Origin of the sequence: Kocuria sp. CPCC 205258, from assembly GCF_040981005.1 — a bacterium.
Lineage (GTDB): Bacteria > Actinomycetota > Actinomycetes > Actinomycetales > Micrococcaceae > Kocuria > Kocuria rosea.
In genome coordinates, this window is the sequence record NZ_JAVKPS010000011.1 from 13703 (window position 1) to 39472 (window position 25770).

The following is a 25770-nucleotide window of genomic DNA, read 5'->3' on the forward strand; positions in this document are numbered from 1 at the left end:
CGAGCGCGCTCGCTGGCACTCGAAGGGGTCGACTGCCGATTCTACCGTGTTCCCCGCGCCGGACCGGCGGGCCCCTCCAGCCGCACGGTCCCGTTCTCCGTGAGGGCCAGCGGCACGGGGGCGTCGAGCTCCTCGACCGGCACGGACCCGGCTGGGAGGACCTCGTCGGCGAAGACGCACACCACGGTGCGCAGCTCCGGGTGCGCCGTGCGCGGCAGCGTGGCGAGGAAGCGGTCGTAGTAGCCGCCGCCGAAGCCCAGCCGCGCGCCGCCGGGCGCCACGGCGAGCGCGGGCACCAGCAGCAGACCCACCGCGTGCATCACCTCCGCGCCGTGGCGGGCGCCCACGGGCTCGCGCAGTCCGCCCGCGCCGCCGGACCGCTCGGGGGTGTCCGGCGTCCACCGCGCCCACGAGAGCCGGCGCCCGGGCTCGCACACGGGCACCCAGATCCGGTGGCCGCGGTGGTGGGCCGTGACGAGGGCGGGCTCGAGGGGCGGCTCCGTGGCCAGCGGCAGGTACGCGGCGACGTCGAGGTGCGGGCGGTCGGCCAGCAGCTCCGCCAGGTGCCGGTCGAAGGCCACGGCGGCGTGCTCGCGAGCGGCCCGGGAGCGCCGCGCGCGGGCCGCCACCAGCTGCCGGCGCAACCGGGCCTTGGCCTCGGCGGGACCGCGCGGGTCGGTCATCGTCGTGTCCGCTCCTCGTCCGACGCTCGGCCCGGGAGGCGCCCGGACGCACCGGCCCTGCCGGGCCGGTGGTGCGAGGCTAGCCGCGCACCACCGCGGCGGGCAAGCGTGCCCGGGCGGGAATCCGCTGGTGGGAGCCCCCGATCCGTTAGCCTGAGCGCATGAGTGGAAACAGCAACCCCCGGACGGTCCGGAAGGCCGTCATTCCGGCCGCCGGGCTCGGCACCCGGTTCCTCCCCGCGACGAAGGCCATGCCCAAGGAGATGCTGCCGGTCGTGGACCGGCCGGCCATCCAGTACGTGGTCCAGGAGGCGGTCGACGCCGGCCTCCAGGACGTCCTCATGATCACCGGGCGCTCGAAGCGGGCGCTGGAGGACCACTTCGACCGGGTGCCGGCCCTGGAGCACCAGCTCGAGGAGTCGGGCAAGACCGATCTGCTGCGGGCGGTCGAGCACGCCTCCGAGCTCGGCGAGATCCACTACCTGCGCCAGGCGGACCCCAAGGGACTGGGGCACGCGGTGCTGCGGGCGAAGATCCACATCGGTGACGAGCCCTTCGCGGTGCTGCTGGGCGACGACCTGATCGACGCCCGGGACGAGCTGCTCACCGAGATGATCGCGGTGCAGGAGCGCACCGGCGGCTCCGTGGTCGCGCTGATGGAGGTCCCGGCCGAGCAGATCAGCGCCTACGGCTGCGCCGACGTCACTGCGGTGGAGGGGGAGGACTACGTGCGGATCAACGGGCTGGTGGAGAAGCCGGCCCCGGAGGACGCTCCCTCCAACCTGGCCGTGATCGGGCGCTACGTGCTGGTGCCGGAGGTGTTCGAGGTGCTGGAGAACACCGCCCCCGGGCGCGGCAACGAGATCCAGCTCACCGACGCGCTGCAGACCCTCGCCCAGCGCGAGGGCGAGGGCGGCGGGGTGTACGGGGTGGTCTTCAAGGGCCGTCGCTACGACACCGGCGACAAGCTCAGCTATCTCAAGGCCAACATCATCCTGGCCTCGGAGCGCGAGGACCTCGGGCCCGAGCTGTGCGAGTGGCTCAGGGAGTACACCCGGACCCTGCCGGTCGGCTGAGAGACTGCGCTCCCGTGGCCGGACAGTTCCGGTGGCCCGTCACCGTCTCCTGGGGGGACCTCCGGCTGCGTCCGCTGGCCCGGGGGGACCGCCGGGAGTGGGACGTCGTGCGCGCCCGCAACCGGGACTGGCTCGACCCGTGGGAGGCCACGAACCCCGCACCCGGCGGGGCCCCGCCCACGTTCGGGCAGTTCGTGCGCACCCTCGACCAGCAGGCCCGGCAGGGCACGGCCCTGCCCTTCCTCATCACGGAGCGGGTCCCGGGGACGGAGCGGTTCGGTCTCGTCGGCCAGCTGACCGTCTCCGGGATCTCGTGGGGGTCGTTCCTGTCCGCGACCCTGGGGTACTGGGTGGACCGGGACCAGGCGGGACGCGGCGTGGCCCCCATGGCGGTGGCCATGGCCACCGACTACTGCTTCCAGGGCCTCGGGCTGCACCGGATCGAGATCAACATCCGGCCGGAGAACACCAAGTCCCTGCGGGTGGTGGAGAAGCTCGGGTTCCGCGACGAGGGGCTGCGCAAGGACTTCCTGCACATCGACGGGCGCTGGACGGACCACCGCAGCTTCGCGCTCACCGCGCCGGAGGCGCCCGAGGGGCTCGTCCGCCGGTTCACGGGATCGGACCGCCCCGCCGTGTGGCAGTGACCCGGCCGGGCGTGTCCACAGGGATACCCACAGGCACGCCCCAGCGGTAGTAGGCTGTTCCTCACGGCCCGAGCCCGGGCCCCGGACACGCCGGCGCAGCGCGCCGGCGTCTCCCGTCCGCTCGATCCGGCGACCACGAAGGCAGGACCGCGACCATGATCTGGGTGAGCAGCTCGGCCGTGCTGGCCGTGGTGTGCGCGCTGTCGCTGTTCTGGGTCGTGCCGCGACTGCAGCGCCGCCGGGAGCTCCCCGTCGAGGCGCCGGCCGTGACGGCCGGCCCCGACGGTCTCCCCGCGCCGATCGAGCAGCCCCCACCCGCGTCCCGCCGACGAAGGAACATCATGGCGACCACCGACACCGTCCCCCGGCCCGCCGACGGCGACCCCGGACGCACCGGCAGAGGGCACCTGCGCATCAGGCGGGACCGCGCCGTGATCCTCCTCGCCGGGTGCGCCGCCCTCCTGGCCGCACTCGTCGCCGCCGTGGTCGCACCGTTCTCCGCCGCGGTGAGCTGGCCGTGGCCCGTCTTCCTGCTGCTGCTCGGCATCGGCTCCGTCCTGTCGCTGCGCTACCTGGCCGTCCAGGACCGGGCCGCCCGCCGTGCGTCGCGCCCCGCGGTCCGGGCGCCGGAGGCGGAGGCGGAGCCGCACGCCCCTCGCGAGGACGTCGCCCTGTTCGACAACGAGCACGCCGTGGCGGAGGAGGTCCGCGAGCAGTCGCGCCGGACGGCCGAGGACCTCGACCTGCCCACCCCCGAGGAGCAGCCCCGGATGCCCGCACCCGCCGCCTTCACGGTCGAGGAGCTGCGGGCCGAGGCGCTCCGCGTGGCCCGAGAGTCCGCACCGGCCGCCGCGGCCCGGACGTGGGAGCCGGTGCCCGTGCCGCGTCCGACCTACGCCGAGGCCCCCGTGGTCCAGCGCCCGGAGCCGGAGCCGCTGCCGGTGCCGGAGCAGCCCGCCGCCCGCTCCGCGAGCCTGAAGGACGCCGTGCGCACGGGCGAGGAGCAGGGTCGCGCCGCCCTCGACCTCGACGACGTCCTCAAGCGCCGCCGCGCCTGAGCGCACGCACCAGCCGGCCCGGTCGACTGGGCCGCACGCACCGCCGCACGCCCCACCGGGGTGCGCGGCGGTTCGCGTTCCCGGGCCCGTGCACGGCCCCCGGTATCATCGCCGCAACGGCCGGCCGCCGGTTCCGGCGGCCGGTGGCCCCGACCAGGAGGACACCCATGACCGCCGTCGCCCACCGCGAGGTCGAGCGCAAGTACGAGTTCCCGGAGGGCGCCGAGGCCCGGGTGGACTGGAGCACGCTGGAGGGGTGCACCGTCTCGGCGGAGCCCGTGGAGCACCGCATGGAGGCCGTCTACCACGACACCGAGGACATGGCCCTGGGGCGGCGCCTGGTCGCGCTGCGCCGCCGCCGGGGCGGGGCCGACGACGGGTGGCACGTGAAGTTCCAGGGCGCGGACGGACGCCACGAGCTGCAGGTGCCGCTGCTGCGCACCCCGGACCGGATGCCCGCGTCCGTGCGGAACCTCCTCGCCGGGCTGACCGGGGGACAGGAGCTGCGGCCGGTGGCGACCCTCCGCACCGTCCGGCAGGTGCACCGGATCAGCGACAGCACGGGGGCGGCGGTCGCGGAGCTCGCCGTGGACGTCGTGGACGCCGTCGACGAGCGCACGGGAACGGCGCGGTCCTGGTCGGAGTGGGAGGTCGAGCTCCTCGACGGCACGGTGCCCGAGGAGCGCCAGGAGCAGATCTTCGCCGCGGTCGAGGCCGTGGTCTTCGCGGCCGGCGGGAAGCCGTCCACCTCCCGGGCGAAGATCGCCCGTGCGCTCGGCGAGGACGACGACGCCGCGGCGGGGCCCGGCCGGGAGCAGGACGAGAAGCAGCCGGAGGGCAAGAGCGGGAAGAAGGCCGGGAGCGGCACGAAGAACAAGAAGAACAAGAACAAGAACAAGGCGGGAAAGAAGGGGAAGCCGGCGGGCGGGCCGGACGTGCTGCGCGCGGTGCTCGGGGAGCTCGCCGAACAGCTGGTGCTCTGGGACTTCAGGGTCCGCCTCGACGTCCCGGACGCGGTGCACCAGATGCGCGTGACGTCCCGTTCCCTGCGCAGCGTGCTCAGGGCGGCCGAGCCGTTCTTCGACGGCGCGGCTGCGGAGGAGCTGGACGCCCGGCTGCGGGAGCTCGCCCGGACGCTGTCCGCGGCGCGGGACGCCGAGGTCACGGCGGAGCTGCTGGCCGGGCGCGTGGAGGCGCTCGAGGGGCGGGTGGGGCCGGCCGCGGCCGAGAGCCTGCGGCAGCGGGCCGAGGAGCAGGCACGGACGGCGGCCGCGAAGGTGGGCCGGCACGTCACGGGCCGGGAGCACCTGCGGCTCCTGGCGGACGTCCAGGACTTTGCCGCCCGTCCGCCGCTGACCGAGGAGTGCACCCGGCTCTCGGGGCGTGAGGTCGCCGACGCAGTGGTGCACCGGGCCCTGCGGAAGGTGGTGCGCGTGGCCGAGGCGGAGCTGGCCGGCGGCCCGGGCGGCGAGGGGCAGCTGGAGCACCTGCACGACGTCCGCAAGGCCGTCAAGCGCGTGCGCTACGTCGACGCCGTCCTCGGCCGGACCGGGCACCGGCCGGGCAAGCAGCTGCGGCGCGCGGCCCGGGACGCGGAGGGCTACCAGGACGAGCTGGGCCGGATCATGGACGCCGCGGTGGTGGAGCGGTGGCTCGCGGGCACGGCGGCCGCCCTCGGGCGCTCCGGTGCGGACCGCTACGCCGTAGGCGCGCTGCACGGCGCCGAGGTCCTCCGCCTGCGGGCCGGGACCGACGGCGGGACGGACGTGGTGGGGGTGCTCCTGTCCCAGCTGCGGGAGGACCTCGCCTGAGAGGTGCTCCGGACGCGACCGCGCGGACGCCTCCCGAGAGGCTCGGCCCGAGAGCGCCTCGATCCGCCGGAGCCCTGACGGAGCCGTCTCGGCCCCGTCAGCACCCGGGGCAGCGGGCGGCCGGGGCGGGCCGACCCCGTCGGGGATCTCCCTGGTGATGTCCCGCCGCGGACCGCTGACGGCCGGCACCGCGGTGGCCTCCGCCGTCGCCGTCGGGGCCGTTCCGACGACGGCTGCCGCCGCTCCCGACACCAACGGCGTCATCTACGGGGTCGAGGGCGACAAGGACCTCCTGTGGTACCGCCACGAGGGACGCGGCGACGGCACGGCCCGCTGGGCCAACATCGGCCGCGGGCGCAAGGTCGGCAACGGGTGGAACTTCGAGCACGTCCTCTACGGGAACCAGCGAGCGGCTCCCGGTCCTCCGGCGCAGTGCGGGCGCGGTCCCGGGGGACCGGGGGACCGGGGGGACGTCTCGGCGGATCCAAGGGCCCGCCGCGACGGCCCGCACGACGACGGGCCGCGCACGACGAAGGCCCCCGTCCGGCGTTGTGCCGAGCGGGGGCCTTCGTCTCCGGTGGAGCTAAGGGGAATCGAACCCCTGACCTTTTCATTGCGAACGAAACGCTCTACCAACTGAGCTATAGCCCCGGAGCAACCGTTCCATCGTATACATCCCGCGCCGGTTTCGCATCTCGGGCGCCCGGCGCGTCCGGTGCGGTCCCCGCCGGTGGTCGGGGAGCAGGGCCGGCAGTGGGTAGATTGACCGGCATGGACGACGCGCCCGGACCCCACGACCCCGCAGCCGACGAGGCCGGCGAGACGGCAGACCTGGCGGTCGCCTTCGTCCCCGGCGTGATGCCCGGCAAGTGGTTCTTCCGGTGGCGGGACCGCAACCCCGGCCGCGTCCTCGCCGAGCGCCCGCTCGAGACGGACGCGTGGCAGGAGGAGCTGGGCGCGGGGCGCGCCCACGCGTGCTTCGTGCGGCTGCCCGCGCACCCGCGCCCCGGGGTCGACGACCTCGCCGCGCTGCGCGAGGAGTACCGGGCGGTGGAGCTCTACGCGGAGCAGCAGGTCGTGGTGCTGCCCCGGGACCACGAGCTGACCCTGCTCGACGAGGTGCCGGTCGCGGAGCTCGTGGACGAGGTGCTGCTGCAGGAGCCGGCGACCCTCCCCGAGCGCCACCGGCTGCGCTCCCCGGAGGCGGTCGCCGCGGACGCGCCGCTGCCCCCGATGCGCCACGCCCGGGACGCCGTCGAGCTCGTCGCCGCGGGCCTGGGGCTGGTCGTCGTGCCCATGTCGCTCGCCCGGCTGCACCACCGCAAGGACCTCGTCCACCGCGTGGTGCCCGATGCCGCCACGGTGCCTGTGGCGCTGGTGTGGCCGCAGGACCTGCCGGAGGAGCAGGAGGAGCTCGTGCAGGACTTCGTGGGCGTCGTCCGCGGCAGGGGGCTCAACAGCTCCCGGGGCGCTGCCGCACCGGCGTCCCCGGCCGCGGAGGACCGGCCGGCCGCCAAGGCGGGACCGGCCCGGGCGCCGTCGTCGCGCCGTGGGGGACAGCCCCCGCAGGGGGCGCGGCGGGCGGGCGCGCCCCGGGGCGGGGCGCGGTCCGGTCGCGGCGGGCCCAAGGGCGGCCGCCGGTCCGGCGGCCGCGGCCGGCGCTGAGGTCGTCTACCGCTGGCCGGGGGACTGCTGCTCGACGGCCACCGTGTAGGACCACAGCTCCGAGGCGGTGCCCACGGGCCGGGGGCGCTCGCCCTCCCCGGCGGGGCCGCTGTGGGAGCGGGCGAAGTCCTTCGAGGACCGCCAGGCGTCGTAGGAGTCCTCGTCGGCCCACCGGGTGAGCACGAGCCACTGCGTGCGCCCGTCCGTGGGCCGCAGCAGCTCGAAGCCCTCGAAGCCCGCGACCCCGGCCATGGAGCCGCTGTGGGCGGCGAAGCGCCGGCCCAGCTCGTCGCCGGAGTCGGCCGGGACGGTGATGGCGTTGATCTTGACGATGCTCATGCGTCCGATCCTGGCACATCGCGCCGGACCGACCGGACCTGTCCCGTCTCCGGCGGACCGGGCGCCGCGACCCCGGCCTCGGCCTGCCGGATCACGGTCTGGTTCAGCAGGGGCACGTGCAGGCCCTCGCGGTCGAGCATCTTCTTGATCCGCAGCCGCAGCGCCCGGGCCACGTCCCACTGCTTGAGGGGGACCGTGCGGACCGCCACGCGCACGGTGACGGACTCCCCGGTCACGGCCTCCACGCCCCACACCTCCGGGTCCTCGGTGATGTACTCGCCGACCTTCGGGTCGTCCCGCAGCAGCCCCGCCTCGTGCAGGATCAGCTCCGTGACCAGCTCGATGTTCGTGTCGTAGGGCACCGGCAGGTCCAGCACGCAGCGGGCCCAGCCCTGGGACTGGTTGCCCACGCGCAGGATCTCCCCGTTGCGCACGTGCCACAGGGTGCCGTTGACGTCCCGCACCTGGGTCACGCGCAGCCCCACGGACTCCACGGTCCCGCTCGCCTCGCCGAGGTCGACGACGTCCCCGATGCCGAGCTGGTCCTCGGCGACCATGAAGATCCCGGACAGGTAGTCCTTCACCAGGGACTGCGCCCCGAAGCTCAGGGCCACGCCGGCGATGCCGGCGGAGGCCAGGACCGGGCCGATGTCGTAGTCGAGCTCCGAGATGATCATCACCAGGGCCACGGCCCAGATCACCACCGTTCCCACGGACGAGAGCACCGAGCCGATGGTGTGGGCGCGCTGGGACTGCCGCGCGCCGGCCAGGCCCGCGTCCTCGACCCAGCGCGGCCTGCCCCGCTCCATCCGGCGCACGATCCGCGACCGGGTGCCCTTCGCGATCCCCCCGGTGACCCGGCGGATCAGCAGCCGCACCACGGCGGCCAGGATCGAGGCGCCGAGCAGCACCAGCAGGATCCGCAGCGGCTTGTCGAGCCAGAACTCCCACACCGGGTCCAGGGCCGGCACGGGGGTGGACAGGAGGAGGGGGACGGGGAGGAGCATGGAGGAAGCGTAACGAACGACGTCCGCGACCCGTCAGCCGTCCAGCCGACCCGGAGGTGCGTCGGGCACAATGGTGGTCGCACCCGCCGGGCCCCCGCCCCGCCCCGCCCACCGCCGAGGACCCATGACTGCACCCAGCCCCGCCCCGACCGCCGCCCCCGACCTGACCGCCGCCCCGGACGCGGCCGTCCTGGCCGCCCGGATCACCGGGGCCCAGGACTCCGGCGCCGAGACGCTGGGCGGGGTCGCCGACTGGGCCGTCGGCGTCATGGAGGCCATCGGCGCCCCGGGCGCCGGTCTGCTCGTCGCGCTCGAGAACCTCTTCCCGCCGCTGCCGTCCGAGGTGATCCTCCCGCTGGCCGGGTTCACCGCGAGCCAGGGCAGCTTCTCGCTCGGCGGGGCGATCTTCTGGACGACCCTGGGCGCGCTGGTCGGCGCCGTGGCCCTCTACTGGATCGGCGCCGCGCTCGGCCGCCGCCGGCTGCGGGCGATCGTGGACCGGATGCCCCTGGTCGACCTGCACGACCTCGACCGCACCGAGGCGTGGTTCGAGCGGCACGGGAAGGCCGCCGTCTTCTTCGGGCGCATGATCCCCGTCTTCCGGTCGCTGATCTCGGTCCCCGCCGGCATCGAGCGGATGTCCTTCGGCGCGTTCGTCCTGCTCACCACGGCGGGCTCCCTGATCTGGAACACCATCTTCGTGCTCGCCGGGTTCTACCTGGGCGAGAACTGGCACGTCGCCGAGCAGTACGCCGGGATCTTCTCCCGGATCGTGGTCGTCACCGTGGCGGTCCTGATCGCGTGGTGGGTGCTCAAGCGGGTGCTCCGCAACCGCCGGGGCCTGTCCGACTCGGCCCGCCGCGAGCGCGGGCAGCTGTGACCGCGGCGGTCACAGCCACCGTTTGAACCGGAACACGACGTAGAGCACCACGCCCGTCACGAGCATCAGCCCCAGCGCCATGGGGTAGCCCCACACCCAGGACAGCTCGGGCATGAACCGGAAGTTCATCCCGTACACGGAGCCGATGATCGAGGGCGCGAACAGGATCGCCGCCCAGGAGGAGATCCGCTTCATCTGCTCGTTCTGCTCGATCGCGGCCTCGTTCTGCCGGGCGGCGAGCTGCGTGGAGTCCAGCATGAGGGCGTTGGTGAGGGATGACTGGAAGGACTCGACCTTGTTGTTGACGAAGATCAGGTGGTCCAGGACGTCCCGCAGGACGTGCTGGAGCTCCCGGGGCGAGCCGGCCCCGGCGAGCTCCTCGAGGAACTGCCGCAGCTCCAGCTCCAGCGGGGCGACCGCCCGGTGGAACGCGCTGACCTCCCGGGTGAGCTGGTAGATGCGCCGGGAGACGACGCCGTCCCCGGAGCCGGAGTACAGGGCGTCCGAGATCTCGTCGATGTCGTTCTCGAGCCCCTCGACCACCGGGTAGTAGTCGTCCACGGTCTGGTCGAGCACCGCGTAGAGCACGGCCTCCGCGCCGGTCACCAGCAGGGCGGGCTGCGACTCCACCCGGGCCCGGACCCGCCCGACCCGCCCGTGCTCGGACTGCCGGACGGTGATCACGAAGCCGGGCCCGGTGACGATGTGGATCTCCCCGAAGTCGACCGTCTCGGTGGCGTCCTGGTAGACGGCGGGGCGCAGCACCGTGAACAGGGTGCTCCCGTAGCGGTCGAGCTTGGGCCGCTGCTCGGCCTGCCGGATGTCCTCCACAGCGAGCTCGTGCAGGCCGAACTGCTCGGCCAGGGAGTCGAGCTCGTCCGCGGAGGGCCGGTACAGGCCGATCCAGACGAGGACGCAGTGCTCCCCGGCCTCGGTGCAGCGGGGGTCCTCGGTCCGGAGCCGGGCGAGCAGCCGGTAGGTCTCCTCGAGCGTGGCGGGGGACGCGATGCGCTGCCCGCCCCGGTAGACGGCGTTGTCGACGATGCTCACGCGCCCATTATCCCCGGGGGTTGATCCACCGGCCCGCCCGCCGCGCGCGCTGTCGGCGCCCCGCCCCGGGCGTTCCTAGAATGGGGGCATGAGTTTCCCCATGGACACCCGGGTGGGTGCCTACGCCGTGATCGTCCAGGACGGGGCGGTGCTGCTCAGCCACTGGAACCCGCGCCACCCCACGCTGCGGGGGGCGTGGAGCCTGCCCGGCGGCGGCATGGAGATCGGGGAGCAGCCCGCGCAGACCGCGCTGCGGGAGGTGCACGAGGAGACCGGCTTCACCGTGGAGCTCGACGAGCTGCTCGGCGTGCACAGCCGCCACATGGACGCCGGCGAGCGGCTGGACGGCCGGGACCGGCCCTTCCACGCCCTGCGCGTGATCTACCGCGCCCACATCACCGGCGGGACGCTCACGTCGGAGCGGGACGGCTCCTCCGACGAGGCCCGCTGGTTCCCCCTGGCGGCGCTGCCGCAGCTGCCCCTGGTCGGCCTCGTGCCCGTGGGCCTCGAGCTGGCCGGGCTCGTGGCCGCGGGACCGGGCGAGGGCCGGTGAGCCGCCGTCGCGCCGCCGCGGGCCTGCTCGCCGTCGCCGCGCTCACCGGGTGCGGGGGCGGGGCCCCGGAGCAGCCGCCGGCCACCGCGGCGTCCCCCGCCGCGGAGCCGGTCCGGATCGCGGCGGGACCCACCGGGCAGACGGCCGTGCTCGCCCACGTCTACGCCGGGCGGCTGCGGGAGGCCGGCTTCGACGCGAGCGTGGTCGACGCCGGGACCGAGCGCGCCGACTACCTCGAGGCCCTCGAGCGGGGGGAGGTGGAGGTCGCCGCGGACTACTCCGGCAACCTCTACCTGCACCTGCGCGGCCGGGCGCCGGTGGGCCCGGCCTCCGCGGCGCCCACGGACGGGGCGACGCCCACCCCCACGCCGTCCCCGGACGCCGAGGACGGCGGGCTCGCCGAGGACCTCTCCGAGCTGCTGGGACTGGGGGAAGAGCGCGCGGACGACGACGACGTGCTGGCCGGGGTGCAGGACGTGCTGCCCGAGGGGCTGCGGACCCTCGAGCCGGCCCCGGCGGAGAACACGGTGGCGGTCGTCGTGACCCGGCCGACCGCCGTGGAGCACGAGCTCACCGACCTGGAGGACCTGGGCCCGGTGTGCGACGAGCTGGCGCTGGGCACCGACCTCGACTTCGCGGGCCGCTCCTACGGCCCGGAGGGACTGGAGGACGCCTACGAGTGCGTGCCCGGCAGGTTCGTGCCGTTCGGCGACCAGGACGACCTCGTGGACGCGCTGCTCGAGGACCGGGTGCAGGCCGCGGCCCTGTTCACGGCCTCGCCCGCCATCGAGGACAACGCCCTCGTGGTCCTGGCCGACCCGCTCAACAACTTCGTCCCGCAGCGGGTGGTCCCCGTGGCGGCCGAGGACCTGCCGGACGCCGCCGCGGACGTCGTCGACGGGGTCTCCGCGCAGATCGGCACCGAGGACCTGGTGCTGATGACCCGGATGACCTCCGCCCGCGACCCGTACACGCCCGAGGAGGCCGCGCGGTACTGGCTCGAGGGCGGCGACGACACCTGATCGGCGCACCGACGGGTGCCCCGGACGGCGTGCACCCCGGGGGTAAGGTGTACCGCATGTCAGTGGTGAAGCAGTCCGACAAGCTCAAGAACGTCCTCTACGACATCCGCGGCCCCGTGCTGGAGCAGGCGGAGCACATGGAGGCGGAGGGCCACCGGATCCTCAAGCTCAACATCGGCAACCCCGCGCCGTTCGGCTTCGAGGCACCCGACGCGATCCTCGTGGACATGATCAAGAACCTGCCCAACGCGCAGGGCTACTCGGACTCCCGCGGCATCTACTCGGCCCGCACGGCCGTGGTGCAGTACTACCAGACGCGCGGGATCATGAACCTCGACACCGACGACGTCTACCTGGGCAACGGCGTCTCCGAGCTCATCACCATGACGCTGCAGGCGCTGTGCAACCCGGGCGACGAGATCCTCATCCCGTCCCCCGACTACCCGCTGTGGACGGCGTCGGTGGCCCTGTCCGGCGGCACCCCCGTGCACTACAAGTGTGACGAGGACAACGACTGGAACCCGGACCTCGAGGACCTGGCGGCGAAGATCACCCCCAACACCAAGGGCATCGTGATCATCAACCCGAACAACCCCACCGGCGCGGTGTACTCCCGCGAGGTGCTGCAGACCATCGTGGACCTCGCCGCGGAGCACGAGCTGATCCTGTTCTCGGACGAGATCTACGAGAAGATCACCTACGACGACGCCGAGATGATCAACACCGCGACCCTCACCGGTGAGGACGTGCTGTGCCTGACCTTCTCCGGGCTCTCCAAGGCCTACCGGGTGGCCGGGTACCGCGCCGGGTGGCTGGCGATCACCGGGCCCAACTGGAAGGCCGAGAGCTTCATCGAGGGCATCAAGCTGCTCGCCAACATGCGCATGTGCGCCAACGTCCCGGCCCAGCACGCGATCCAGACCGCGCTCGGCGGCTACCAGTCGATCAACGACCTCATCCTCCCGGGCGGGCGGCTCAAGGCCCAGCGCGACCTCGCCCACCGGCGGCTCAACGAGATCGACGGCGTGTCCTGCCGGCAGGCCGACGGTGCCCTGTACCTGTTCCCGAAGCTCGACGTGGAGAAGTTCAACATCGTCGACGACGAGAAGTTCGCCCTCGACCTGCTCAAGGAGCAGAAGATCCTCGTCAGCCACGGCCGGGCGTTCAACTGGCCGGAGCCCGACCACTTCCGGCTCGTCACCCTGCCGTCCGTGGAGATGCTGGCCACGGCGCTGGACCGGATCGAGGAGTTCCTCGGCAGCTACCGCCAGTGACTGGCGGGCCGCGCCCCGCGGCCCGTCCCGCACTCCCAGGAGGTCCCGCATGAGCGCAGCCGACCAGAGCCCCGGCACCGGGTTCGAGCAGGACGTGCGGCCCCTGCTGCGCGCCCGGCCGGGCCTGTCCCTGGACGCGGTGGACACCGGCTCCACCCCCGGGTTCCGGGGGAAGAAGCAGCAGGGCACGGCGCTGCGGGCCGCCCGGGACGCCGAGCTGTCCCGGCTGCAGCGCCAGATCTATGCCAACGCCACGGTGGGCGCCCGGCACCGGGTGCTGCTCGTGCTGCAGGGCATGGACACCTCCGGGAAGGGCGGCGTCATCCAGCACGTGCTGGGCGGGCTCAGCCCGCACGGCGTGCACACCCACGGCTTCGGCCGGCCCACCGAGGAGGAGGCCTCCCAGCACTTCCTCCAGCGGGTGCGGCGCCAGCTGCCCCGGCCCGGGGTGATCGGCGCGTTCGACCGGTCCCACTACGAGGACGTGCTCGTGCCCGTGGTGCACGACGTGCTCGACGACCGGCAGCTCGAGCGGCGCTACACCGAGATCCGGCACTTCGAGCAGGAGCTCGCCGACGACGGGGTGGTGGTCGTCAAGGTCTTCCTGCACCTGGGCCTGGACGAGCAGCGCGAGAACCTCCTCGCCCGCATGAGCGACCGGACGAAGCAGTGGAAGTTCGATCCCTCGGACCTCGAGGCGCGCAGCCGGTGGGAGACGTACATGGCCGCGTACGAACGGGCCATCGACGCGACCGACGCCGACCACGCGCCCTGGTACGTGGTGCCCACCGACCGGAAGTGGTACGCCCGGGCCGTGGTCCAGGACCTGCTGATCTCCGCGCTCGCGGGCCTGCGGCTCGACTGGCCGGACCCCGGCTACGACGTCGAGGACGCGCGCCGGCGCCTCTCCGAGCTCTGACCCGCGCCACGGCGGGCCGGGCGGGGATGGCTCAGCCGCGCCCGGCGCCCTCCTCGCCGTCGCCCCCGTCGGCGTCGGCGCGCCGGCTCCGGGCCGCGTCGAGCCGCTCGCGGGCGCCGTCGAGCCACTGCTCGCAGCGGGTGGCGAGGGCCTCGCCGCGCTCCCAGAGCGCGAGGGACTCCTCGAGGGACGTGCCCCCGGCCTCGAGCCGGGAGACGACCTGCACGAGCTCCTCGCGGGCCTGCTCGTAGCCCAGGCCGGCGATGTCGGACAGGTCGGGTGCTGCGGGGTGGTCGGTGCTCGCCATGGGTGGCGCCTTTCGTTCGGAACGGTCGGGGACGGCGGGGGTGCCGGTGCCGCGGTGGGTCAGGGGGAGCCGGGGTGCTCGCCCGGGCGCCGGGCGGAGACGGTCTCGGTGCGCACGCCGAGCTCGCCGGCGGCCAGGCGCACCCCCAGCAGGTCCCCGGCGCGCACGGCGGCGGCGTCGGTGAGCACGGCGCCGGAGGCGTCCAGGACCACGGAGTAGCCGCGCTGCAGGGTCTCCTGGGGGGACAGCGCCCGCACCCGGGCGCGCAGGGAGCGCACGGCGTCCCGCTCCCGCAGGGTCCGGGAGTCCACGGCGGCCAGCGCCCGGGTGCGCCACCGGTCCACGTCCTCCTCGCGGAGCAGGATCATGTCCTCCGGCTGGGCCAGGGCGGGCCGGGAGCGCACGGCGGCGAGACCGGCGGCCTCCCGGTCCAGGAAGCCCCGCACGGCGCGGTCCAGGCCCGCCCGGGCCCGGGTCACCCCGGCGCGCTCCTCCACGACGTCCGGGACGATCCGCTTGCCGGCGTCCGTGGGGGTCGAGGCCCGCAGGTCGGCCACCCAGTCGAGCAGCGGCTGGTCGTTCTCGTGCCCGATGGCGCTGACCACCGGGGTGCGGGCGGCCGCCACGGCGCGGATCAGGGACTCGTCGCTGAAGGCCAGGAGGTCCTCGAAGGAGCCGCCGCCGCGGGCGATCACGATGACGTCCACCTCGGCCATGCCGTCGAGCTCGCGCAGCGCCTGGGTCACCGCGCGCACCGCGCCGGAGCCCTGGACCGCGACCTCCCGCACCTCGAAGTCCACGGCCGGCCAGCGCAGGGACGCGTTGCGGATGACGTCCTTCTCGGCGTCCGAGTTGCGCCCCGTGACGAGGCCGACCCGGCGGGGCAGCAGGGGCAGGGGCTGCTTCCGGGCGGCGTCGAAGAGCCCCTCCTCGGCGAGGGCGCGCCGCAGCCGCTCGAGCCGCTCCAGCAGGTCGCCCAGGCCCACCGGGCGGATGCCGCGGCCCAGCATGGACAACCGGCCGGTCTTGGCCCAGAAGTCGGGCTTGAGCTGGGCGACCACCCGCATCCCCTTCTCCAGGGGACGGTCCAGGTGGGCGGTCTCGTTGGCGAAGAGGGTCACGGGCACGGAGATCTCGGCGTCGACGTCCCGCAGGGTCACGTAGGTGACGCGGGCGCGCCGGTTGAGCTCGATGATCTGCCCCTCGACCCACGTGGGCGCGCAGCGGGCGATGTAGGCGTGCAGGTTCTCGGAGAGCATCCGCAGCGGCCACGGGTTCTCCGGGGTGGTCCGGTCCGCCCGCTGCGGCAGCTCCCGCTCGCCGCCCGCCGGGGCGTCCTGCTGCGGCTCCAGATACGTCATGCCTCATGCTTACCACCCGACGGGGACACCCGTGCACGCGCTCCGCCCGTGCGTACAGTGGTTCCGTGAGCCTCTCAGCACCCCCCGCCCCCGGACACCGCTCCGCGCCCCGTTCCGCGCCCCGCTCCCGGCGACGCGCCACGACCGTCCTGCGCACCGGCCTGGGCACCGTCCTCGGCCTCGCCGCCGCGTCCCTCGTGGCGGTGCTCGTGCCCCTGCACTGGGCCCAGGACACCGTGGTCTCCCGCGACGGCTTCACCCGGGTCGTGGGCACCCTCGCCGAGGACCGGCCGTTCCAGGAGGAGCTGGCCCGCACCGCCGTGGGGCAGGTCGCCGACCGGATCGTGGGGGAGCGGGCCACCGGCGTCGGGTTCCTCGACCGGATGCTCGAGGACGCTGCCCGCCGGGCCGCCGACGTCGCCGCGGACCTCACCTCCGACCCCGCCTACCAGCGCGCGTGGACGGAGGCGCTCACCCGCACCCACGAGGCCAACGTCCCCGCCGACGGCGCGGTGGCGGCGCCGCCGAAGGACCTCGTGCTGGACATCGCCCCCGTCCTCCGGGAGGTCGACGCGGCCGTGCAGCGCGCCGTCGGCGTGGACGTCGGCCTGACGGAGCGCGAGAGCCGGATCACCGTCCCGGGGTCGAACACCGGGCGCCTGATCGAGGCGGGCACCCGGGTCACCGACCTGGCCGTCCCGCTCACGTGGACCGCCGCGGTGCTTGCCGTGCTCGCGCTGCTGGTGACCCGCCACCGCTTCGCCGTGCTCGCCGTGCTGGGGCTGGGGACCCTGGCCGGCCTGGGCGTCGTGTGGCTGCTCGTGGAGCAGGGCGTGCAGCAGGCCTCCGGCATGCTCGGCGGCGACCCCGTGGTGCGGCTCGCCGCCGACCGGGCCGTCCTCCTGCTCACCGGCTCCCTCGGCGAGCAGATGGTCACGGCCGCCTGGGCCGCCGGGATCACGGGCGTCGTGGGCCTCGTCGGGGCCATCCTCGTGTCGGGCGGATCACGGCGCGGGTCCCGCCCCACCGCGTAGCATGGAGGCCATGCCGACCACCGTTGCGCTCTCCATGCCCACCGTCCCCCGTTCCCGGCGCTCGCCGGAGGACGTGGCCGCCGCCGCCCCCGTGACCGGACCCAAGAAGGTCCTGCTCGCGTCCCCCCGCGGCTACTGCGCCGGCGTCGACCGCGCGGTCATCGCCGTGGAGAAGGCGCTCGAGCACTACGGCGCCCCCGTGTACGTGCGCAAGGAGATCGTGCACAACAAGTTCGTGGTGAGCACCCTCGAGGAGCAGGGCGCCGTGTTCGTCGAGGAGACCGACGAGGTCCCCGAGGGGTCCCTGCTGATCTTCTCCGCCCACGGCGTCTCCCCGGCCGTGGTGGAGTCCGCGAAGTCCCGCGAGCTGCGCACCATCGACGCCACGTGCCCGCTGGTCACCAAGGTGCACCGCGAGGCCGTGCGCTTCGCGAAGAGCGACTACGACATCCTCCTGATCGGCCACGACGGCCACGAGGAGGTCGAGGGCACCGCCGGCGAGGCCCCCGAGCACATCCAGGTGGTGAACAGCCCCGACGAGGTCGGCCAGGTCGTCGTCCGCGACCCGGAGAAGGTCGTCTGGCTCTCCCAGACCACCCTCAGCGTGGACGAGACCCTGGAGACCGTGCAGAAGCTGCGCGAGCGCTTTCCCTCCCTGCAGGACCCGCCCAGCGACGACATCTGCTACGCCACCTCCAACCGGCAGACCGCGATCAAGAAGATCGCCCCGGACGCGGACCTCGTGATCGTCGTGGGCTCGGCGAACTCCTCGAACTCCGTGCGGCTCAAGGAGGTCGCCCTCGAGTACGGCGCCCGCCGCGCCGAGCGCGTGGACTTCGCCAACCAGGTGGACGAGTCATGGTTCGAGGGCGTCGCCACCGTGGGCGTCACCAGCGGGGCCTCCGTGCCGGAGGTCCTCGTCAAGGACGTGCTGCGCCTGCTCGCGGACTACGGCTACGGCGAGGTCGAGGAGGTCGTCACCGCCGAGGAGGACGTGCTGTTCTCCCTCCCCAAGGAGCTGCGCGCCCGGCTCACCGCGGCCGGGGACACCTCCCACCGGCTCGGCGGCCGCGGGGCCCGCCCCACCCGCTGAGCCGCAGGGCCCGCCCCACCCGCTGAGCCGCGGGCGGACCCGTCCGCTCAGCCCGCCGCGCGCTCGTCGAGCTGCTCCGGCACGCCGCCGCCCGGGGCGGTGCGGCCCGGGTGCTCCGCCGGCTCCGGGAGCTGCACCGCCTCCGGCAGCTGCGCCGCCTCGGTGAACTCCGGCGCCGTGAGCGGTCGCGGTGCCACCACGAGCGGACGCGTGGTGAGCCGATCGTCCTCCGCCAGCGTGGGGTCGAGGTCGTTGATCCGCCGGGCCGTGGGGAACACCCGGGTCTCCACGGAGCCCGTCAGCCGGTTGTAGGTCTCCACCGACTTCTGCAGCGACCGGCCCATGTCGTCGAGGTGCTTGCCGACCGTGCCCAGCCGCTCGTAGAGCTGGCGGGAGAGGTCGAAGAGCTCCTTGGCGTTCTCCGTGAGCCCGTTCTGCCGCCACGTGAACGCCACAGCCTTGAGCGAGGCGAGCAGGGAGACCGGCGACACGAGCGCCACGTTGCGGCTCGCGGCGTGGTCCAGCAGGGTCGGGTCCGCGTCCAGGGCCGCGGAGAGCGCCGACTCGGCGGGCAGGAAACACAGCACCAGCTCGGGGGAGGCATCCCGCGCCTCCCAGTACTTCTTCGACGCCAGCGCGTCCACGTGCCCGCGCACGGCCTTCGCGTGACCGGCCAGCTGCGCCCGCCGCCCGGCGTCGTCCTCGGCGTCCTGGGCGCGCAGGTAGGCGGTCATGGGCGCCTTGGCGTCCAGGACGATGTCGCGGCCCCCCGGCAGGTGCACCACCATGTCCGGGCGGATCGCGCTGCGCTCGCCGTCCGCGGTGGTGCCGTTGGAGGCGACCTGCTCCCGGAAGTCGACGTGCGCGGTCATCCCCGCGGACTCGACCACCCGGCGCAGCTGCACCTCGCCCCACAGGCCGCGCGCGGAGCCCGAGCGCAGCGCGGAGGACAGGGAGGTGGTCGCCGTGCGCAGGTGGTCGCCCACCTCGCGGGTGTGGGCGAGCGCCTGGGTGATGCCCCCGTACTGCTCGGCCCGGTCCCGCTCGAGCGCCGTCACGTGCTCCTCGACCGAGCGCAGCTGGTGGGCCACCGGCGCCAGGGCCCGCAGGACGTTGTTGTCCTGCACGGAGCGGGCGTCGGCGTCCCGCAGCCGGTCCTCGAGCTGGGCGCGCGCCTCAACGGCCGCCGCCCGCTCGGAGGCCAGGTCCACGAGCCGGTCCTGGACGGCGGCGAGCTCGGCCTGCAGCCCGGCCCGCTCCTCCTCGGCCGCCCGAACCTCCCGGGCGGCACGGGCCCGCGCCACGGCGGTGCCCAGGAGGGCGCCCACGAGCAGGGCGAGCAGGACGAGGACGACGACGAGGCTGACGGTCATGCCCAGCAGTGTGGCACGCCACCCGGACACCGCACGGCAGCGGCGCTCACCGCCCCGCTCCCCGGAGCGTCGCTCGGTCAGCGCCGGACCGTGGTCCGGCGCACGGCGAGCAGCACCACGACCGCGAAGACCGCCGTCCAGAGCCCGGTGTTCAGCAGCAGCGCCCACAGGGGGTCGGACTCCACCGGCGGGCCGCTGGTCGCCACGACGTCGCCCTCCACGAGCGGATAGCGGGCGAGTCCGGCCAGGCCGTAGAGCGGGGTGAACCGCGCGATGTCGAGCATCACCCCGGTGAGCGGGACGAACAGGTTGCCGAAGAAGCTGAGCACCACGAGCATCCCGGAGGCCGCCCCCACGGCGGACTCGGAGCGGAACAGCAGCCCGGCCGCCAGGCCGTAGAGGGCGAACACCGAGGAGCCGGCCACGACGATCGCCGCCGTGGCGGGCCAGCGCCAGCCGCCCAGCTCGGCACCGGTCAGGGCGCCCACGGCGTAGACCACGAGGACGGGCAGCACGGCCATGGCCAGGGCCACGGCCACCTTGGACAGCACGTACCCGTGCCGCGGCGCCGGGGTGAGCCCGATCTGCCGGCCCCAGCCGCGGGCCTGCTCCACGGCGGCGGAGCCGGCGATCGAGGTGGTCGCGGTGACCGCCCCGTAGACCGCCATCGAGATCATGTTGTACCCGCCGGCGTTGCCGTGGCCCACCGGGAGGTCGGAGAAGTCCCCCAGCGCCGTGAACATCACGTAGAGCACGGCGGGCAGGACCACGATGAAGAAGGTGTTCTCGACCATGCGCACGTTGCGGCGCAGGTCGTGGGCGGCGTAGGCGATGCTCATGGTGCTGGTCCTCCGGGGACGGGGGAGTAGGGGCGGGAAGTCGGGACGGGGCGAACGGGGCCGCTCAGTCGGCGGTGAGGCCCAGGAAGGCCTCCTCGAGTCCGGCGTGGGTGATCTCGAGCTCGCTCGCGGCCGTGGTCGTCAGCAGGTGGCGGGCGATGGCGTCCGTGTCGGGGCCCGTGAGCCGCCGGCGTCCGCCGGCGGGCTCCAGCGGGGTCGCCCCCGGGACGACGACGGGCCCGGGCCCCTCCCAGCGGAAGCTGACCACGCGGTGGCCCGCCAGGGCCTGGACCTCGGGGGTGGGGGCATCGGCGACCACCCGGCCGCCCTTGAGCACCACGGTGCGGGCGGCGAACTCCTCGGCCTCGTCGAGGTAGTGGGTGGCGAACACGACCGTCCGGCCGCGCTCTGCCTCGGCGTGCATCGCGGCCCAGAACTCCCGCCGGGCGCCGACGTCCATGCCCGCGGTCGGCTCGTCGAGGACCAGCAGGTCCGGCTCGGGCAGCAGGGCCAGCGCGAAGCGCAGCCGCTGCTGCTCGCCGCCCGAGCACTTGGAGACCTTCCGCCGCGCGAACCCGGCGGCCCCCGCCCGGCCCAGGGCCTCGTCCACGGGCAGCGGGTCCCGGTGCAGCGTCGCGACCATCGCGACCGTCTCGCGCACGGACAGGTCGTCCAGCAGCCCCCCGGTCTGCAGGACCGCGCCGATCCGCCCGGCCCGCACGCTCTCGCGCGGGGCGGCGCCGAGGGTGCGCACGGTGCCGTCGTCGGGGTCGGTGAAGCCCAGGACCATGTCGAGGAGGGTGGTCTTGCCGGCGCCGTTGGGCCCGAGCAGCGCGACGACCTCGCCGCGCTCGATGCGCATACTCACGCCGTCCACGGCGCGGACGCGCTGCTCGCCGCGCCCGAAGCCCTTGTGGACGCCGGAGACGTCGACGGCCGGGGAACCGGCCGTCGGGTCGGCGGGGCTCGTATGCGGCGAAGTGCGGGAGGCCGGTGAGGACGTCATGCTCCGACTCTGCTCCACCGCGCGCCGTCCCGGAAGCTCCGCGGGCCACGACACGCCCACGACCTCGGCCACGGGCCCCGGGGACGGCACGGCGTGCCCGCCGCGTGCCCGGTAGGATGGTCTCCCGTGGCTCTTACTATCGGAATCGTCGGACTGCCCAACGTCGGCAAGTCCACCCTGTTCAACGCGCTGACCCGCAACACCGTCCTGGCGGCGAACTACCCGTTCGCGACCATCGAGCCGAACATCGGCGTGGTCAACCTGCCGGACCCGCGGCTGGACCGGCTCGCCGAGATCCACGGCTCGGACCGGATCCTGCCCGCGACCGTGTCCTTCGTGGACATCGCCGGCATCGTCAAGGGCGCGTCCGAGGGGGAGGGCCTGGGCAACCAGTTCCTCGCCAACATCCGCGAGGCGCACGCGATCGCCCAGGTGGTCCGCGCGTTCGACGACCCGGACGTCATCCACGTCGACGGCGAGATCAACCCCGCCTCGGACATGGAGACCATCAACACCGAGCTGATCCTCGCCGACCTGCAGACCCTCGAGAACGCGATCCCGCGCCTCGAGAAGCAGGTCAAGATCAAGAAGGCCGATCCCGCCAAGCTCGCCGCCATGCAGCAGGCGCAGACGATCCTCGAGCGCGGGGACACCATCTTCGGGGCGGCCGAGAAGGAGAAGCTGGACGTCGACCAGCTGCGCGACCTCAGCCTGCTCACCGCCAAGCCGTTCATCTACGTCTTCAACGCCGACGACGGGGTGCTCGGCGACGAGGAGAAGCAGCAGGAGCTGCGCGAGCTCGTGGCGCCCGCCGACGCCGTCTTCCTCGACGCGAAGCTCGAGTCCGAGCTCGTGGAGCTCGACGAGGAGGAGGCGAAGGAGATGCTGGAGATGTCCGGGCAGGACGAGGCCGGTCTCGACAAGCTCGCCCGCACGGGGTTCCACACCCTGGGGCTGCAGACCTACCTCACCGCAGGGCCCAAGGAGTCGCGCGCCTGGACCATCCCCGTGGGCGCCACCGCCCCGCAGGCCGCCGGCGTCATCCACACGGACTTCGAGCGCGGCTTCATCAAGGCCGAGATCGTCTCCTTCGAGGACCTCGACGCCGCCGGGTCCATGGCCGACGCGAAGGCCGCCGGGAAGGTCCGGATCGAGGGCAAGGACTACGTCATGCGCGACGGCGACGTGGTGGAGTTCCGCTTCAACGTTTGAGCACACCGGGCGGTCCGACAGGCGGACGGGTCATTCCGGCCCGGGGCGCCTGCGGTTCTGCTTGGTCTCGGAGCGGCGGCGTTTTCCTTCGAGCCGGCGACGGCGCGAGCCGTGGGTGGGCCGGGTCGCTCGGCGAACGACCGGCGAAACCACGGCACCGCGCAGGAGCGCGGCGAGACGTTGTCTCGCCGCACTCCTGTTCTGCCGCTGGGAGCGGTGCTCGGCGGCGCTGACGGTGAGCACCGTGCCCGAGAGCCTGCCGGCGAGCTGATGAAGAGCGCGGTCGCGCTGCACGTCGCTCAGGGCTGTGGTCGTGGCCAGGTCGAGAGAGAGCTGCACCCGGGAGTCCGTGGTGTTGACGCCCTGGCCGCCCGGGCCGGAGGCGTGGGAGAACTGCTCGACCAGCTCACCCGCCGGCACCCTGAGGCCGCGGGGCGCGCCGGGGCCCGGGGGCACGTGCAGATCGTCCACCCGACGATTGTCCCGCACCGGCGACGCGACACATTTCATTCGGTCTCGATGGGGAATCTTCGGCTGCTCGGGCGAGGTCTGCGGCCGGGCGCGCCAATCATCCGCAATGGCGGTTCGACGCGCGGCCCGGCACGTCCTGACTACTGCCCGAGGGGCTCACCGGTGATGCTGTCGACGGTGCCGTTCTCGATGCCCTCGCACTGCGACACCCCGGCGGGTGTGACGGGTTCGTAGTGGATGCAGAAGGCGTCGTAGTAGGGCATCCCGTCCTGCCAGGCCGCGTAGGCCTCGTCGTAGGTGAAGTCCTGGTCCGGCAGCGCCCCGGGCATGGGCGGCGGGGTGGCCCCGGGGGTCGTCGACGGGGTCGGCGATGGAGCCGGCTGCGTCGCCTCCGCGGTGCCGGTGGCCCCGGTCGTCGGGGAGGACGAGGCGCTGGGCGGCGCGTCGGGCTCGTCGGTTCCGCCGCTGTCGGGGGTGGTGCACCCGGTGACCAGGGCCAGGGACAGGACGACCAGCCCCAGTCGTCCGATGGCCGGCTTCTGGTGGACGTTCTGCGGGGGGTTCGGTGACATGGCCGTCTCTCCGGTGGGGGCGGGGGATCCGTTCATCACTTTAGGGAATGCGGGGCGGTCAGCCCGCGTGCGACTCGCACGCGGTGCGGCAGATCATGCCTCCGGGCGCGGAGAAGACCTCGGGCCGCGACGTCGAGGGGTTCTCGACGTCGCGGTCGGAGGTCCTCGTCGTGCCGGCGGACCGAACCAGGCCCTTACCTCGGGGTCTCGGCGGCGTCCTCCGGCGGTGCCTCCGCCTCGAGGTAGTCCTCGACGTCCACGAGCACGGCGGGGCCGGCCTGCGCCGCCTGCAGCGCAACGGCGAGGCTCGCCACGTCGTCCTCGTCCAGCGGCTGGTCGGGCAGGTCCACGGCGTAGCGCGCCTCGCCGTCGACCAGCACGGGAGTGATCTGGGCGGTGCCGCTGGTGAGGTCGACGACGGTCGCGGGGGCGACCACCTCGAGGTCCTCGGGCGCCGGGCGTTCGTCGGGGAGTGCGGGGGAGCTCATGGGAACCGTCCTGTCGTTCGGGGTGCTGTCAGGCTACTGCCTGTTGCCGCCCGCGCAATGGGCCGACCCGGTACTGACGTCATGAGACACCCGCCGGCGGCCGACGGCGACCGCCGAGGCGGCGCCGGGGATCAGCGCAGGGCACGCTTGATGTCGGCGCGCTCCTTCTCGAGCTTGCGCACCCGGTGGCCCAGCTTGAAGAGCCGGACGGAGCCGACGAGACCCATGATGAGGGCGCCGGCGACCGCCGCGAGCAGCATGGCGACGCCGAGGGGGAGGCTGAACTGCCAGCCCAGGTACCGGAAGTCCGCCGGGACGTTGTTCTGCAGGATGAAGACCAGCAGCAGGATCAGGATCAGCAGGCCGAGGATCAGGGCCGTCCACGCGGCGCCCGAGACGCCCTGCTTCTGGTGCCCGTCCAGGGCGGGGTCCGTGGCCGTCTGCGGCCGGACGGCCGGCTCCCGGCCGGGCGCCGGCCGGTCCGCGGCAGACGCGTCCGCGGCGGGGGTCCGCGGCTCGTCCCCGGGGGCGGGATCGGGCCGGAGCGGGTCGGAGGATGCTGGGGTGCGGGCCATGACGGTTCTCTCCCTGGTCGCGGACGGGTCGCGGTGACCCTGTGCTCCTCACGGTAGTCCCGGTCGGCGCGCCGTTGAAGTCCCGCCGGCGCTCAGCGGGTCGTGCGCGTCCGCCGGAGGAAGCGGCGCACCTCGGCGGCGACCAGCGCGAGCGTGTCCTCCTGGCTCACGGGCCCGGACCGGCGGACCGCCAGGGCGTGGTCGGCGCCCTCCACCGGGACGACGTCGACGGCCGGCGCGCCGTCGGCGGCAGCCGCGACCTCGTCCGCGGAGCCGAAGGCGTCCCGCGTGCCCTGCAACACGAGCACGGGGACCGTGGGCCGGAGCAGCTCCTCGGCGCGCGAGCGCTCCGGGCGTCCCGGCGGGTGCAGGGGGAAGGCCAGGCATACGACGGCTGACGCGCCCACGGCGGCGGCCGTCCGGCACGCCACCCGGGCCCCGGCGCTGCGGCCCCCGACGACCAGGGGCAGTCCGTCCGCCAGACCGGTCACGGCCGGCGCGGCGGCCAGCCACCCGGTGTCGAGGGCGGCCGGACGGGGAGCGATCCGCCGGCCGGCGAGCACCCACGGCTGCTCGTGGCGCACGACCGTGACGCCGTGGAGGGGGAGCTCGTCGGCGAGGGCGGTGAGGTCCGGGGCGCCGGCGCCCCCGCCGGCGCCGTGCCCGAGCCACAGCAGCGCGGCGGGGTGCTCGGCGGGGGAGACGAGCAGGCGTCCCGGCCCGCTCTCGGTGGGCACGGTGAGCTCGGTCGATCGGGGCATGGCCTCCACGGTAGCCCGGCGGGCGCCCGCGGCCGGCCCGTGGTGCCCGGCGGCGGGGGCGCGGCCTAGCATGTGGTCATGGCCTCCCCGAACGCGACCGGCGGCGCCCGGCCGAGCCGGGCGGACCTCGAGGCCGCCCGGGGCGCGACCCTGCCCGACCTGCTCGGCCCGGACGTGCGGCTGCTGATCTGCGGCATCAACCCGAGCCTGTGGGCCGCGGCCACGCAGGCGCACTTCGCCCGGCCCGGCAACCGGTTCTGGCCGGCCCTGTACGACGCAGGGCTCACCGGCCGGCTCGTGGACTGCGCGGCCGGGATGAGCGCGGAGGACCGGGAGCACGTCCTGGGCCGGGGGCTCGGCATCACGAACCTGGTGCCCCGGGCCACCGCTCGGGCCGACGAGCTGGACCCCGCCGAGTTCGTGGCCGGCCGGGAGCGGCTGGCCGAGCTCGTCGCCGGGCTGCGCCCCGCCGTCGTCGCGGTCGCCGGGGTCACCGCCTACCGGCACGCCTTCGCGGACCCGGGAGCCCGGCTCGGGCGCCAGGACCGGGAACTGGCCGGGGCGCAGCTGTGGGCGCTGCCGAGCCCGAGCGGGCTCAACGCCCACGCGTCCCGGGCGAGCCTCGCCGCCGCGTTCGCCGAGGCCGGGCGGGCAGCGGGCCTCCCGGTCGCCCCGACACCGCCGTGACCCGGTC

28 protein-coding genes and 1 tRNA gene are annotated in these 25770 nt (G+C 74.5%); 14 read left to right on the plus strand and 15 right to left on the minus strand.

The window, feature by feature from the left end:
* Positions 1 to 41 precede the first annotated feature (41 nt).
* Complete coding sequence (locus RF644_RS15520; protein WP_368797159.1) at positions 42 to 683, minus strand: 5-formyltetrahydrofolate cyclo-ligase; 642 nt, start codon at positions 681 to 683, stop codon at positions 42 to 44.
* A 161-nt stretch (positions 684 to 844) separates the two neighbouring features.
* Here RF644_RS15520 and galU point away from each other — a divergent pair, with 161 nt between their 5' ends.
* The 4 genes from galU (at position 845) to RF644_RS15540 (ending at position 5275) form a co-directional block, all read left to right on the plus strand.
* A complete protein-coding gene (galU, locus tag RF644_RS15525; RefSeq protein ID WP_031282980.1) occupies positions 845 to 1759 on the plus strand; it encodes a UTP--glucose-1-phosphate uridylyltransferase GalU in 915 nt (304 codons plus the stop codon).
* A gap of 14 nt (positions 1760 to 1773) precedes the next feature.
* The gene (locus RF644_RS15530) at positions 1774 to 2406 is read left to right on the plus strand and encodes a GNAT family N-acetyltransferase (protein WP_017833362.1); all 633 of its coding nucleotides are present in this window, start codon (positions 1774 to 1776) and stop codon (positions 2404 to 2406) included.
* Between the two features lie 155 nt (positions 2407 to 2561).
* A complete protein-coding gene (locus RF644_RS15535; protein ID WP_368797160.1) occupies positions 2562 to 3464 on the plus strand; it encodes a hypothetical protein in 903 nt (300 codons plus the stop codon).
* Positions 3465 to 3631: 167 nt separating this feature from the next.
* Positions 3632 to 5275, plus strand: a complete 1644-nt coding sequence (locus tag RF644_RS15540) for a CHAD domain-containing protein (RefSeq protein WP_368797161.1) — start codon at positions 3632 to 3634, stop codon at positions 5273 to 5275.
* Positions 5276 to 5853: 578 nt separating this feature from the next.
* Here the strand turns inward: RF644_RS15540 and RF644_RS15545 are convergent.
* Positions 5854 to 5926, minus strand: a tRNA-Ala gene (locus tag RF644_RS15545).
* A 120-nt stretch (positions 5927 to 6046) separates the two neighbouring features.
* Between RF644_RS15545 and RF644_RS15550 the strand changes: the two genes are divergently transcribed.
* Complete coding sequence (locus RF644_RS15550) at positions 6047 to 6940, plus strand: LysR family transcriptional regulator substrate-binding protein (RefSeq protein ID WP_368797162.1); 894 nt, start codon at positions 6047 to 6049, stop codon at positions 6938 to 6940.
* A gap of 6 nt (positions 6941 to 6946) precedes the next feature.
* Here the strand turns inward: RF644_RS15550 and RF644_RS15555 are convergent, their stop codons facing one another.
* Positions 6947 to 7279, minus strand: a complete 333-nt coding sequence (locus tag RF644_RS15555) for an antibiotic biosynthesis monooxygenase (RefSeq protein ID WP_368797163.1) — start codon at positions 7277 to 7279, stop codon at positions 6947 to 6949.
* Positions 7276 to 8286, minus strand: a complete 1011-nt coding sequence (locus RF644_RS15560) for a mechanosensitive ion channel family protein (protein WP_133411358.1) — start codon at positions 8284 to 8286, stop codon at positions 7276 to 7278. The genes RF644_RS15555 and RF644_RS15560 overlap by 4 nt, the downstream gene beginning before the upstream one ends.
* Before the next feature lie 124 nt (positions 8287 to 8410).
* Here RF644_RS15560 and RF644_RS15565 point away from each other — a divergent pair, with 124 nt between their 5' ends.
* Positions 8411 to 9166, plus strand: a complete 756-nt coding sequence (locus tag RF644_RS15565) for a DedA family protein (RefSeq protein WP_368797164.1) — start codon at positions 8411 to 8413, stop codon at positions 9164 to 9166.
* A gap of 9 nt (positions 9167 to 9175) precedes the next feature.
* Here RF644_RS15565 and RF644_RS15570 read toward each other — a convergent pair whose 3' ends face one another.
* On the minus strand, positions 9176 to 10216 hold the full coding sequence (locus tag RF644_RS15570) for a magnesium and cobalt transport protein CorA (RefSeq protein WP_368797165.1): 1041 nt from the start codon (positions 10214 to 10216) through the stop codon (positions 9176 to 9178).
* Positions 10217 to 10304: 88 nt separating this feature from the next.
* On the opposite strand from RF644_RS15570, the gene RF644_RS15575 reads away from it, so the two are divergent.
* The 4 genes from RF644_RS15575 to RF644_RS15590 are packed head-to-tail and all read left to right on the plus strand — an operon-like array spanning position 10305 to position 13984.
* Complete coding sequence (locus tag RF644_RS15575) at positions 10305 to 10769, plus strand: NUDIX hydrolase (RefSeq protein ID WP_368797166.1); 465 nt, start codon at positions 10305 to 10307, stop codon at positions 10767 to 10769.
* Positions 10766 to 11791 carry a glycine betaine ABC transporter substrate-binding protein gene (locus tag RF644_RS15580; protein WP_368797167.1) on the plus strand — a complete coding sequence of 342 codons (1026 nt, stop codon included), beginning with the start codon at positions 10766 to 10768 and terminating at the stop codon, positions 11789 to 11791. Before RF644_RS15575 ends, RF644_RS15580 begins: the two co-directional genes overlap by 4 nt.
* A gap of 56 nt (positions 11792 to 11847) precedes the next feature.
* A complete protein-coding gene (locus tag RF644_RS15585; protein WP_368797168.1) occupies positions 11848 to 13065 on the plus strand; it encodes a pyridoxal phosphate-dependent aminotransferase in 1218 nt (405 codons plus the stop codon).
* Between the two features lie 49 nt (positions 13066 to 13114).
* On the plus strand, positions 13115 to 13984 hold the full coding sequence (locus RF644_RS15590) for a PPK2 family polyphosphate kinase (protein ID WP_368797169.1): 870 nt from the start codon (positions 13115 to 13117) through the stop codon (positions 13982 to 13984).
* A 31-nt stretch (positions 13985 to 14015) separates the two neighbouring features.
* Here RF644_RS15590 and RF644_RS15595 read toward each other — a convergent pair whose 3' ends face one another.
* Together RF644_RS15595 and xseA are read right to left on the minus strand one after the other, a co-directional pair.
* Positions 14016 to 14291, minus strand: a complete 276-nt coding sequence (locus RF644_RS15595; protein WP_035927490.1) for an exodeoxyribonuclease VII small subunit — start codon at positions 14289 to 14291, stop codon at positions 14016 to 14018.
* Between the two features lie 59 nt (positions 14292 to 14350).
* Positions 14351 to 15652: an exodeoxyribonuclease VII large subunit gene (xseA, locus tag RF644_RS15600; RefSeq protein WP_368797170.1), complete on the minus strand. Its 1302-nt coding sequence runs from the start codon at positions 15650 to 15652 to the stop codon at positions 14351 to 14353.
* Between the two features lie 65 nt (positions 15653 to 15717).
* Here xseA and RF644_RS15605 point away from each other — a divergent pair, with 65 nt between their 5' ends.
* Entirely contained in the window at positions 15718 to 16686 is a 969-nt protein-coding gene (locus RF644_RS15605; protein WP_368797171.1) for a hypothetical protein, read from the plus strand.
* A 10-nt stretch (positions 16687 to 16696) separates the two neighbouring features.
* Positions 16697 to 17779: a 4-hydroxy-3-methylbut-2-enyl diphosphate reductase gene (locus RF644_RS15610; RefSeq protein ID WP_144836052.1), complete on the plus strand. Its 1083-nt coding sequence runs from the start codon at positions 16697 to 16699 to the stop codon at positions 17777 to 17779.
* Positions 17780 to 17826: 47 nt separating this feature from the next.
* Here RF644_RS15610 and RF644_RS15615 read toward each other — a convergent pair whose 3' ends face one another.
* The 3 genes from RF644_RS15615 to RF644_RS15625 all read right to left on the minus strand — a co-directional run bounded on the left by RF644_RS15615 (position 17827) and on the right by RF644_RS15625 (position 20997).
* Positions 17827 to 19152: a DNA recombination protein RmuC gene (locus tag RF644_RS15615; protein ID WP_368797172.1), complete on the minus strand. Its 1326-nt coding sequence runs from the start codon at positions 19150 to 19152 to the stop codon at positions 17827 to 17829.
* A 77-nt stretch (positions 19153 to 19229) separates the two neighbouring features.
* Positions 19230 to 19991: an ABC transporter permease gene (locus tag RF644_RS15620; RefSeq protein WP_368797173.1), complete on the minus strand. Its 762-nt coding sequence runs from the start codon at positions 19989 to 19991 to the stop codon at positions 19230 to 19232.
* A 64-nt stretch (positions 19992 to 20055) separates the two neighbouring features.
* Positions 20056 to 20997 (minus strand): ABC transporter ATP-binding protein, encoded by a 942-nt coding sequence (locus RF644_RS15625; RefSeq protein WP_368797174.1) that lies wholly within the window; start codon positions 20995 to 20997, stop codon positions 20056 to 20058.
* A gap of 126 nt (positions 20998 to 21123) precedes the next feature.
* Here RF644_RS15625 and ychF point away from each other — a divergent pair, with 126 nt between their 5' ends.
* On the plus strand, positions 21124 to 22209 hold the full coding sequence (gene ychF / locus RF644_RS15630; RefSeq protein WP_368797175.1) for a redox-regulated ATPase YchF: 1086 nt from the start codon (positions 21124 to 21126) through the stop codon (positions 22207 to 22209).
* 30 nt (positions 22210 to 22239) lie between these two features.
* Here ychF and arfB read toward each other — a convergent pair whose 3' ends face one another.
* The 5 genes from arfB to RF644_RS15655 all read right to left on the minus strand — a co-directional run bounded on the left by arfB (position 22240) and on the right by RF644_RS15655 (position 25076).
* Entirely contained in the window at positions 22240 to 22680 is a 441-nt protein-coding gene (arfB, locus tag RF644_RS15635; protein ID WP_368797176.1) for an alternative ribosome rescue aminoacyl-tRNA hydrolase ArfB, read from the minus strand.
* A 140-nt stretch (positions 22681 to 22820) separates the two neighbouring features.
* A complete protein-coding gene (locus tag RF644_RS15640; RefSeq protein ID WP_368797177.1) occupies positions 22821 to 23252 on the minus strand; it encodes a hypothetical protein in 432 nt (143 codons plus the stop codon).
* Positions 23253 to 23446: 194 nt separating this feature from the next.
* Positions 23447 to 23740 carry a hypothetical protein gene (locus tag RF644_RS15645; protein ID WP_368797178.1) on the minus strand — a complete coding sequence of 98 codons (294 nt, stop codon included), beginning with the start codon at positions 23738 to 23740 and terminating at the stop codon, positions 23447 to 23449.
* Positions 23741 to 23871: 131 nt separating this feature from the next.
* Positions 23872 to 24315 carry a lipopolysaccharide assembly LapA domain-containing protein gene (locus RF644_RS15650; RefSeq protein ID WP_368797179.1) on the minus strand — a complete coding sequence of 148 codons (444 nt, stop codon included), beginning with the start codon at positions 24313 to 24315 and terminating at the stop codon, positions 23872 to 23874.
* Positions 24316 to 24407: 92 nt separating this feature from the next.
* Positions 24408 to 25076: an alpha/beta family hydrolase gene (locus RF644_RS15655; RefSeq protein ID WP_368797180.1), complete on the minus strand. Its 669-nt coding sequence runs from the start codon at positions 25074 to 25076 to the stop codon at positions 24408 to 24410.
* Between the two features lie 78 nt (positions 25077 to 25154).
* On the opposite strand from RF644_RS15655, the gene RF644_RS15660 reads away from it, so the two are divergent.
* Positions 25155 to 25763, plus strand: coding sequence for a mismatch-specific DNA-glycosylase (locus tag RF644_RS15660; RefSeq protein ID WP_368797181.1), 609 nt, complete (start codon positions 25155 to 25157; stop codon positions 25761 to 25763).
* Positions 25764 to 25770 lie beyond the last annotated feature (7 nt).